Here is an 11,734-nt window from a genome sequence, read left to right as displayed (position 1 = left end):
ATAAACAGTTAATGTTTTGAGGGTTGGCTCTTCGGAGCTGGCCCTTTTTTTATGGTGTCATGTTTTGACGCTTTGTAGGATTAGCTTTGCTAAGAATAATATACCATATTATAAATAAATGCCTGAGAAATTTTGTGATAAATGTGGAGATCTTTTATAAAAAGTGTTCAAATATTTTTAAGGTAAAACCATTTATCTGTTGATTATTTACCTGTATTGTCCTTGTCATTCTTGATTTTTCAATCATATTTTATAATACGACGAGTTTTGACGTTGTCCAGAAATACTTTTGTGATGTAATAAAAATACAAACATCATGATCACATTTTTTCAAACACTCGATTGCTTCGTTAAGAAGAAAAAAACATTATTTACAAAGATCCATAAACTAATTTTTAACCATTTTTTTAAATCACGTTCATGATCTAAAGTGATTCTCTTCACTACATGAATACCAGTGTATTTAAAATAACCAAAAACAATCAAAAAATATGAAACAACACACAAACACTCAATTTTTAACCCTACCATGTACCTGCCTTTCTTGCAGAGATTACATGTAAATTTTGATAATAACACAATGAAGTTATTACAAAAACACGCTTCAATGAATTTCAGAACTAGGAATTTATTGAATAAACACAATTTTTTAAATTTAAAAGTCTAGAACAAATGTCAGAAAATACAAAGAAACCATATTCTTATTTTTTTACAGACTTATCATTATTTAATCAAAATTCCAGCGATAAAGCTTTTGGGCCGCAAGACGCCAATAAGTTTCAAATTACAACAAAATTTGGAGGAGCTTTGCCGGCATATGCTGTTACCGATGGTCTTTTGTTTTTTGCTAAATGTGGAGATAGTGACCCAAATAAGATTAATATTTTACTAAAGCCAACCAAGGATGTAGGTTTAGGCTTTAAAATCAAATACTTTGTTTACAGAGGAATTGATAAAAGAGACTTCTTTACTAAAGTAGGAGGAGTAGATATTGTAAACCCTTCCAGCCCATTACCGTTTGTTAGCAAAGCATGGGACTCTTATGTAGAGTTTTATGGATCTTCAGATGACTTTAAAGCAAGTAAGCTAGGGCTCGATGTTTCGGGGGTTCCTACACAAGATATTCTAAAGATGTTTTACTCTAAAGATAGTTATAACTTATTATACATTGATGGAGGAAAGCAGATCGGGAAATTTTTAACAGGTGCAGGCGGCTTCGAAATTGTTTTGGATGAAGGAGATTTTATCCAGGCAACTCCAGATGCTGGACTTATTTTTGATAAGGAGTTTGCTGAAGCAGAAGAATGTATTTTAAAAGTAAATGGAGCTAATTCGAATTATATCTTTGGTGGGAATGCAACGGGGATAAATGCTAAAGTTTTTAAGGAAAATATTTACAAATTTATTGACCCTGCTGCTTTTTATGGAATACATTCTAAAGATATTTATTATGATGATAGCTCTTCTGTTGAAACTGGGATTAGAACGAGTACAGGAAATAAATTCAGCCTTAGTACCGAGATATATTCAAATATAATCAGCAAATTTACAAATAAGGATAAAATATATTTTTATATAAAAAATAGCCTTAATAGAAATATTCAGTTTTATAATGGTAATAATGAAATTAGAATAAATGCGGTAGCAGAAAGTTTAACAACTCCTACTTCAGAAAATAAATCAAAAGGATGGCCGATTATAATCTATGAAGATAAAATGAGTATTACTTTGCAAATAAGATACGGTCTCAAAAGTAATATCTATAGCAATCTTACATTTAAGTCGGATACTCCTAGAATTAATACTAATATTATATCTGATTCGATATCGGTTTATAATATGGTTTTACCCAAAAAAGATACAACTACTAACAAAATCTTCACAAGTCTGATTTATATAACTCAGGATAGTAATGATTATGATCTGGACCGTGTTTTTGGACCTGCAACATTAGATACAATATTTGAAGAAGCCGATTTTAGTGGTGGTAAATATAAATTTGGATGGGTAAACCATCTTAGAAACTTACTGGTAAGAAAAGGCAGCGAGCTAGCAGTATATAATACAAAAGTTATTTTAGATTCTACAAGCGGTATAGCTGCTGATAAGAAATTAAGGACTTTTCTTGTGGCTCCTGTTGATTCTTCTATTCAAAGCAACGCTTCATTTACTGAGAAAATAGATACGAAATATATGACCTCAGGATATCTAAAGGAGGCTGTCGGAAGTTCTTCAGATTTTTGTAAAAAAGTATTGGGACAGGAGAATGGAGAAATATGGAGAGGAGAAATAAAAGACGGAACCGCTGCGTCTATTGACTCGCTGGTTTTTAGAAAGGAGGAAAATATAGATAATCACCCTGTATTTATGTTAGGATTAACAGATCAGGATTTTGCCACCTTAAAAGTTTCTTTACCAGCGGATGCTACTAATGTTTTTATAAAACTAGGACCAAATGTGGCAGGAGCTAATGAAAGCTTACAGTTTGCTAAATATAATGCTGTGTTATCATATGATGATTCGTCAGGAATCAGAACAGATAATTCTGGAACTGTAGTATTTTACTCCGTTGATAATCATACTTTTTTTACTAAGCTGTATTCGACTAATTTTCCAAATGAATTTTGCAGTGAATTTGCTGATGTGACAGTAGATTTCAGGCCACAAAACAGATGGATGCAATACTTTAATTATCCCTTGCAGTCTACTAAAACAGTATTAGGGCTACCTTCCGTATTCTATGGTTTAGATTGGCTGAGAAAAGGAGATAGCGAAAGAAGAGGAAAACCAGGAGATACGGTGGATCCTGCAACTAATAATTTACGTTATAGAGTAGCAGAAGAATTTAAAGTGGATGCTTCTCCATCTCCCATATACAATCAGGTAGTTAATAATTTCTTTGAGACTGTTTCTTATAATGCTTCGGGAGAGGGACCTTATACCGCTGTTCCGCAGAAAGATTTATACGTGAATGTAAAAGGAATGTATAGGGTGATTCCGGTAAAATGGAAACTGAAAGAAGGACCATTATTTTCTGGCTTTAATACCACTCAAACAGAACCTGGTAATAATTATGATAAAGATTATGCACCAAGCTGGTTGAACATACCCAGACAAGGAAGTACTAATCCAAGTATAGCACTTAGACTCAAGGTAAGATTAAAGAGTTCTCGTCCAAAAACAGATTTAAAATTATGCTTTGATCAAAAACTTTTTAAAATTAAAACCTTAGGAAGTTTAACAGGAACAGCGCTTGCTGCAAATACTTCTAAAGAGAAACTAAGTTCGGTAAATGTGGGGCGGGGAACATCTATGGATGACGAAATAGGAGTGGTGAAATTTAAACCTAATGATTTACCTACAGGAACTACAGCATCTCCTTCTAATATGACCTGGATGGATCTCGAATTAGAAAACATAGCTCCCATAACACAGTTGAGCATCATAAGTGTTTGGTCCAATGATAAACTAGCTGGAAAAATGTATGTGGTGCCTAATCAAAACCTGACTAAAAAGAAAGTACTTATTATAAAAGTAAAAGATGTTAGTGAAACTGTTAAAGGGACTTATGATAATAATGAAATAGAGATTATGAAAAAGTTTGCCTTACAATCCAATATTCTGCTTGATGCAACTATTCATACTGATGAATTGAAATTCTATAATAATTCTACATTCAATAAGTTCAAAGATTCAACTGGAGCCATGATTGATTATAATAATAAACAAGATAATCAAACATTTTCTGAATTCTTAAAGAGCCAAGTTCCTGCTGGATATGAAAATGACGTTGTTGCATTTTATTTTAGTCTTAAAGCAATCGAGAATGGAGTATTGGGGCATACATATGTAGATAATGGAATAATTTGTATGTTTAATAATAAGAATAATAATAAATATACATCATCTTATACCACAAGTTATTTTTATGCATTAGCACATGAATATCTGCATAGTCAAGGTGTATCACATTCTTTTTCCGGTTTGGAGCCAGGAACACCTGATGCTTTACTGACGTTTGCGGGAGGAACTACTAATAACGTAATGGATTATAATAATGATGAATCTGATTCTGTAACATTTAAATTTATACAGAATTCATTCTTCTGGCAGTGGGCTATTGCCAATAAATATTCCAAAAAGAATACATAAAAAAATGTAATATAAAAAAACATACGCAATACTATTATTAAGAAGTAAATAAACATAGTCAGTACTTTCATTATAGAGTAAAAATGGAAAGGAAAACTATTATGCACTTAGATCAAAAAGTATATTTCTCCGGTATTATTAAAAATAATACTATTTATAGTAAGCGGATAAAGGATTTTATATTACAAACAATAACATTGATTTAAAAACAGAATATTTCATCCATTATAAGAACAAGATAATACTACAGGAAATCCCTAATGATATTTATAATAAAACATATTATAAATCTTAACTTCTGAAAGTTGTTATTTTGGAAAAGAGCAGTATTCTTTTTTATATCAATATGAAAAATTCAATCAAAATACCTTCAATTCTTTAATAGATTTAACTGATAAAAAGTTATATCTCAAAATGAAAACATCAAAATTTTCAATTTTAAAAAGATTTCACTCTATCAGATAAAGTTTTTTTAGAAAGACCTTCATAAACCTTTCAGTAATAATCTTTTGAATTATTTAAAACTAATTTCTCTATAAAGATTATAGAAATATGGACGGGATATAAGCTCTCTATAAAATCATCATGGACATTGCAATATCCAATTGGAAGATAGAAATAAATCCCCAAAATGAAAAAAAGAACTTTTAGATGTTGACTTATCAAGGATATGATTAGGGTATTTTAAATAATCATTTTATGATTATTTAATCATAAAATCAACACATCAAATTTTTAAGATATTATGCCAAATACACAATTATTACCATATTATCCTAAGCTATCCAACTTAATTACTCTAAACAACATACCATCTTCTCTAGGATTTGTAAAGAATATTTCCCAGCAAGTTTTTAGTCGAGTTTACTATAAGGACTTTCAGGCCAGTGTAAGCTCCTCAGGAGATAGTGCGTTCTATAGTTTAAGCGTTGTAGCTAAAGAAAAGATAAATTTTGACCTCGTTTATGGTCTTAAATTTGTCCTTAATAGAGATGCTCAAAATGGGCAAATCTCTTCTTTCCCAATAACAGTTCAATATAACTGGCCAATTATTGGATATATTTCTAAATTCAACATAGATAATTTTTCATTCTCTGTTGAAGAAATTTTTAACGTAGCTTTAGCTACTTTAAACCTTAGTCAGACTACCATAATTAATGAGTTTATTAACGTATTCGTTACTACAACAGGAGATCCAATTAATAAGTTTGTAGATGATATAAATGCTGAATTGGGGTATTCATTTCCATCACCAATTCCATATCCGAGTTCTGGAAATAGAATTGGAGAACTAATTGATTCCATTAGTTCGGCATACGGACGAGGTGCGGTTTTAGCAGCTTTTGCAACATATATTGCAAGTAATCTAAATCCCTCCAACCCAAAGGAAAAACTAAAATTATTTTTCCAAAATATTTTACCTCAGGATATTGATGAATATATTAAAAGTATTATTACTCCTAATGCCAAGATAACCTTAGAAACCTCCGCATCCATCGAGTTTCCTAGAAATATTCTGAAACCTTGGATTACTAATTCAAGCGGGGAGTTAATGCCAGATCCAAACCCAGACGCTAAAACGTATTTCGATTTTGCTAAAGCAGTGCTGTACGCAGATACGGTTTCAGGGATTGGATATGATTTGGATATTGCAGGATCCTTAGGACCAAGCAACTATTCAGAAATTGGAAATACAGGATTACTGGTTCAGCTCGACAGATTGAAGCTGGATCTAAGTAAGACAAAAAACATCCCTGAAGCAGATGCTTACGGATATTCTCCAGATTTTACTGGAGTGTATGCCAGAGCAATCTCCGTAACATTACCACCAAAATGGTTTAAGGATGAAACAAACCCGCCAAGTGGTGCAAGTACAACACTGAGATTAGGAGGTTATGACATGCTGGTAGGAACCGGAGGCGTTTCCGGAACCATTATGCTGGAATCTGTACCTGTAGCGAATCAGGGAAGCGGTTTTGAGTATTATAATGATAAATTTGCCTTCAATTACCCGGTGTCATTATATAAAAAGAATCCAACTACAGGAGAAATAGGACTCGTAACTGCTAATAATTATGCAGAATTGAAGACCATTTTACAAGGTTTAAAAGCAGCTTCAGATGCTCCATTTGCATTCCAGTTTCCGCTTTCTCTAACTCCAGTTGGGCAGACAGATTCTATTGTTTTTGACAAAGCGGCCAACTACCAGAACTATTTATCTACAGTGAATGGCAATAATGCCATGATGTGGAAAAAACTTGGAGGTGATAACGGTTTCAAAGTAGGCTTCAAGTCTTTTGATGTTACCTTGAACAAAAATTCAGTTGTTTCGTCCAATATAAAAGGAGGGTTGATTATCCCTAAATTCACCTATCCAACAGATATGCCTGTTGTTGGCGGACAACCCGTTCAGCTTGACGTTGCAGGTCATCTCGAAGCCAATGGAGATTTCCGTCTAACCGCTGCTGCAGCTCCGCCTTTCCCTATTCAATTAGGAAATATTATGAAGTTGCATCTAAGTTCTGTTGAACTTGGGAAAGAAGACAATAAATTCTACATTGGTGCTGCTGCGGATATTGAATTCCTGGGTACTTTCGGTGAACTGTTGAAAGGACAGAAACTAAGCATCTCTGCATTAAGAATCTATAGCGACGGCCATATCGATTTCCGTGTCAACGGAGGAAACATGGTTCTTCCGAAACCCATTAAAATTCCACTTGGGCCAACTGAGATTTCAGTTACAGCAATCCACTTCGGTTCTCATGAAAGAGAAAGAAAAGGAGTAATGCGTAAGTACAATTACTTCGGTTTCGACGGTGGAGTAAGTATAGGAGTGGCAGGAATTGATGCCCGTGGAGACGGAATTAAATATTATTACTCTGTTGATGATAATGAGAATGATCCTAAAAAAGATCCGGATTCATATCTTCATATCCAGACTATCCACATAGATATGGTGATTCCAGCCAATTCAAGCGATCCGAATGTATCCATTAAAGGATGGTTATCCATTCCGGAACCAGGAGCATTCCAAGAATATAAAGGAGGAGTAAGCCTTAAAGTTAAAAACCCAAGAATTGCAGGAGGTGTGAATATGCGTTTAGCTCCGAAGTACCCTGCATTCCTTATTGATGCCAATATTGAACTTCCGAATCCAATTGCTTTAGGACCGGTATCTATTTATGGATTCCGAGGACTATTAGGATATCGCTACGTTGCCGAGAAAGAGGCGATTAATATGACCTCTCAAAATACTTGGTACGAATATTATACCGCTCCGGACAGAGGGGTAGGAGTAGATAAGTTTAGCGGTCCGGATAAAACGGAGAAGTACAATTTCCCATTCTCTTTAGGAGTAGGAGCATTGCTTGGAGATACAATGGCTAACGGAAATATTATTTCTGCCAATGCCATGTTGCTATTATCTCTTCCATCTATGGTGATGGTTGATGCTAGAATGAAACTTCTGGCAAAAAGAGTGAATTTCCAGGATGATCCACCATTCTTCGCGTTCTTTATTTTTGGAGACAGCTCATTAGAATTTGGATTTGGTGCAGACTATAAATTCCCTGAAAGTTCAGGAGATATTATCAAACTCTATGCAGAGATCCAAGCAGGTTTCTTCTTTAATAATCCATCAGCGTGGTATATTAATTTCGGAACTCAGCAAAAACCAATTCAGGCCAAACTATTAAAAGACCTCTTTACGCTGAAAGCATTCCTGATGATTTCCGGAAAAGGAATTCAGGCCGGAGCAAGAGGAGAATTCAGATTTGACCGAAAATTCGGACCAGTGAGTATTTTTGTGCTTGCATACCTTGAATTAGGTGGAAAAATCAGTTTCCAGAAGCCTCAAATGGGAGCCTACTTTGAAGCTGGATTAGTGATTGATATTAACGTGAAGATCTTCCGTATTTATGCTGCGGTATCCATCCTTCTTGCAGTAGAATCTCCGAAGCCGTTCCTTATCTATGGAGCATTTACAGTAGCATTTAAGTTGAAAATCTTATTCTTTAAGATCAGCTTCTCTGCAAAACTGGAACTGAAGTGGGAATTTAATAAGGAAGTAGACCGAAAACCTGTCAATCCATTTACAGAAATTCCAGGCCAGGAAGACAGCCTTGTAAAAGGAGTCAGTATGTTGACCAATGAAACATTTGATCTTCAGAAAGCCGAAACATCTGGATATCCAACGATAGATTCCATCCATAAGGTTGTTCCTCTGGATACCTATATTGATATCAAAACAACCAAAGGATTGCTGCCTGGATCAGGAGTGAGTTCTGTAATCGGTGGTTATACAAGTGGTGCTGCCAATTCTACAGATATGATTCCGCCAGATAAAGTAATGAAAGGTCTGGAGTTGAGACAGGTAAAACACCAGTACTCATTAGAGTCCATTGAAATTATGGCTAATGATGGAGTATCAGGTTGGAAAAAATATGATCCATACAAAGCTATGGAACCTGGAAACCAATCCTTAAACAATCTGAAAGTAGGGCAGTGGCAGAAAAAAGATAATCAGTACAATGCGATCAGATTATTAGGAATGACGCCATTCTCTTATACAGAACAAGGAAATCCGGGATGGTTTATTCCTGAGCAGTATGGAGTATTGCCATCAACATTATTCTGTGAAGAACAAAAAATCAAGAATTCTGTTTCAGACTTCCTGGATAAACCATTGAATACGCAGTATTATGCTTCGTCTTCTAACTTCTTCCAGAGTAAAGGAGCTTCCTATCAGGTAGAAGGAGATGTACAATATACTGTAGATGCTAATGGAAATCCTGTAATGCAAGGAGATTATGCGATGGTTTCAGATGAAATTAATGCTCATGGTTTTGCCAAATCTTTACTATTTAAAAACCATTCTCCGCTTACAATCATGCTACCTGACCCGGCAGCCGATATTAAGCTGAAATTAAGTACATACAGTACAGGAGTTACAGTACGTTATTTTAGTCCGCTCATTGACCTTACCAATACGCAGACATTTGTACAATATGACGTACAGGACGAGCATTATTCTAAACAGGATCTTGAAAGCACAATTTCTCCTACCCATATACCAAAAGGAGGAATTACGAAGATTGTCATTATTCCTGATACGATAGACAGCGCAGAAGCGAATATTATCCAGCAGCAAATGGCAGATCTTATGGATCAGGGCTATCAGGAAGCTTTACAACATGGAGGATCGGTAGGAACCGTAACACCAAGTAATCCTGAGTTATATGCTGCACTGGAAAAACAGCTGGCAAGATTACAATCTGTAGGTTGTGAAGGAAGAGTGAAAGAAAAATATGAAGTTGTTTGTAAGCTTTATCCACAAATGGTTAGCTTATATAATAATCACTTCTTCCCATTATTTGATTTAAGAGGAGGTTTTGGAACGATAGACCTAGGTTTTGTCCGAAGAAATCTGGAGCTGGGTATTTATCAGTCAATATTGCAGACATTAAGAGAAACTTGGATTCCGAATCTTGTGTACGAACTGAATGTTGAACAATATGGAGCTTTGTTAGAAGATCTTATTGCTAGTAGTGGTGCCAATAATCCTAATCAGCAGGAAGTTATTGCCCGTTTCGAGCTTTTGAAAAACAAACTGAAGCAGATTAATGATCTGTTGCTACAAATGAACATGTGTGAAGATCCTGTATTATGTGATCTGAGTGCATATCTTGCTTTACAGGACTTTGGATCATTTAACGACAAACCACCTCGTAGTGAAACTCCTTTATTCAATGCGTATAATGAGTTTATCAATAATAATCCGTCTTATGAATATCTAAATGAAATTTTAGACAGACAGATCAATACAATTTCAGCCATTATATTTAAGGGATGGTCTGGGTATGTTAAGTACAGAGAAGAATTCAATAATGCTTGTAAAGATATTATTTCGATTATAAAGAACTTAGGAAACTGTTCAAGCCAGAAAAAATGCTTTACACTATTCCATGAAGTAGAGTGGCTATCAGTAGAAGATCATTATTATAATGTGAGTATTCCTAACCAGGCAGCTGTTTATGCAGAAACAATGGCTACTGTGAACGCTATAACAAGATCCATTCAGCCTATCTGGAGACCGGATACCGCTTACTATGTGAAATTTACATTAAAGGATACTGTAGACAATGGTCAGGCCCCTTCAGGAACCAATAGCTATGCTTATAAATTCCGTACAGCAGGACCTTTAGGATTCTTCCACCTGGATAAAGATTCCACTTATGGAGAAATTGCCATTAAAGACTCTACGAATGTCATAGAAGATACGATCGGAAGAATCCGCGATAAAGACGGAAACCTTCTTCCTGTAGTACCTGGTCAGGAAATGACTCCGCATCCGGACTTATATCCCCATACTTCATTGAGAGCATACATCGATTATCAGCGTTCGTATCCAAATGCAGATGGAAACATTGTGAATGCCAAACCGCTATTCTACAATGATAAAACAACGGAAATATCCATGTACTTTACATCGAGCTATGTTTCCAAACTAATGGACGGATGGGATGAGTATAACGGAATGAAAAAACTGGGAGGCTCTATGAAGATTCTTATCAAGGATCCTGTAGAAGATGTGACTATTATCAATCCGCCAAGATTGTTCTCTGATGAGACAACCGTAGTTACAGGCCCTGTACAGATGGCTCAGACAATTGAAGAATGGGCAACAGATCCAAATCCGGCAATTCCACCAGTGATGCAGCAGTATTTCAATATGTTGAATAATGGGCAGAACTGTACAGGTATTGTGAACCTTGAAAAACCAAAATCCGTTTACCGTACCATTAAGTTTAAAGGCCTAAAACCTCAAAAACTTTACACGGCTCAGGTAATGAACTTCTATTGGGGGAAAAATAACAATGTTGATGTTACCAATATGACACAGCAAATAAAGACCGATTATGCAAAAGAAGTCCATAAGTTCGTCTTCCAGACTTCGCGTTATGCAGATTTTGCAGAACAGGTGAATAGCTGTTTCATCAATTATAATGATGAAAATGGTGCTGCTCAAACCAAACAGGCAGTGTACAGTATTCAAAAAGCCTTGACGCCGGAGATTATTCAGGCAGCATGGAAGGTGATCTCTACAGATCCTAAAAAAGAGAGTGATAATGCTTTAAGTAAGGCTATTGCTATGCAATATCAACATCCTTTTGACAGAGTTGTTCATGGGTTATTCGGAATTATTCCACAGGAAGATGCGCCTACTACAGAATTCAATAAAATTATTGATACCACAACAGGAAATGTCGTTGCAATCCTTCTGAGAAACCCGGAACCATTCAACCATCCAAGAATTCCTATTGAAGCTGTTAGCAGAAATACAGTTATCGGCCAGGATGGAATGATTGAAGTTCTTAAAGATAGAGGAATCTTAAAACCATCACCGAATTTGGATTATTCAGTGATGTATTCAAAAGATTATTCGCAGGCCCTTATTATGAATAAAGATCTCATGATTGGAGAAGCGAATATGAAGTTCCAGTTTACCTACGTAACATGGAATGGTGCTGACTATAAAATGTCAGATAGAGTTAGAGTAGAAAATATCAAAATAAACTAATAG

At 35.2% G+C, this 11,734-nt stretch carries 2 protein-coding genes; both read left to right on the top strand.

Annotated features, from left to right (window positions below; genetic code table 11):
- The first annotated feature begins 672 nt into the window (after positions 1-672).
- A complete protein-coding gene (locus ACL9RH_RS18395) occupies positions 673-4,152 on the top strand; it encodes a hypothetical protein (RefSeq protein WP_422694809.1) in 3,480 nt (1,159 codons plus the stop codon).
- A 745-nt stretch (positions 4,153-4,897) separates the two neighbouring features.
- Positions 4,898-11,731, top strand: a complete 6,834-nt coding sequence (locus tag ACL9RH_RS18390; protein ID WP_422694808.1) for a hypothetical protein — start codon at positions 4,898-4,900, stop codon at positions 11,729-11,731.
- Positions 11,732-11,734: the final 3 nt, after the last annotated feature.

This window comes from Chryseobacterium sp. Mn2064, from assembly GCF_049319685.1.
In the GTDB taxonomy this organism is placed as follows: domain Bacteria; phylum Bacteroidota; class Bacteroidia; order Flavobacteriales; family Weeksellaceae; genus Chryseobacterium.
The sequence above is the reverse complement of the archived record's forward strand: the minus strand, read 5'-3'. Positions and strand labels throughout refer to the sequence as shown.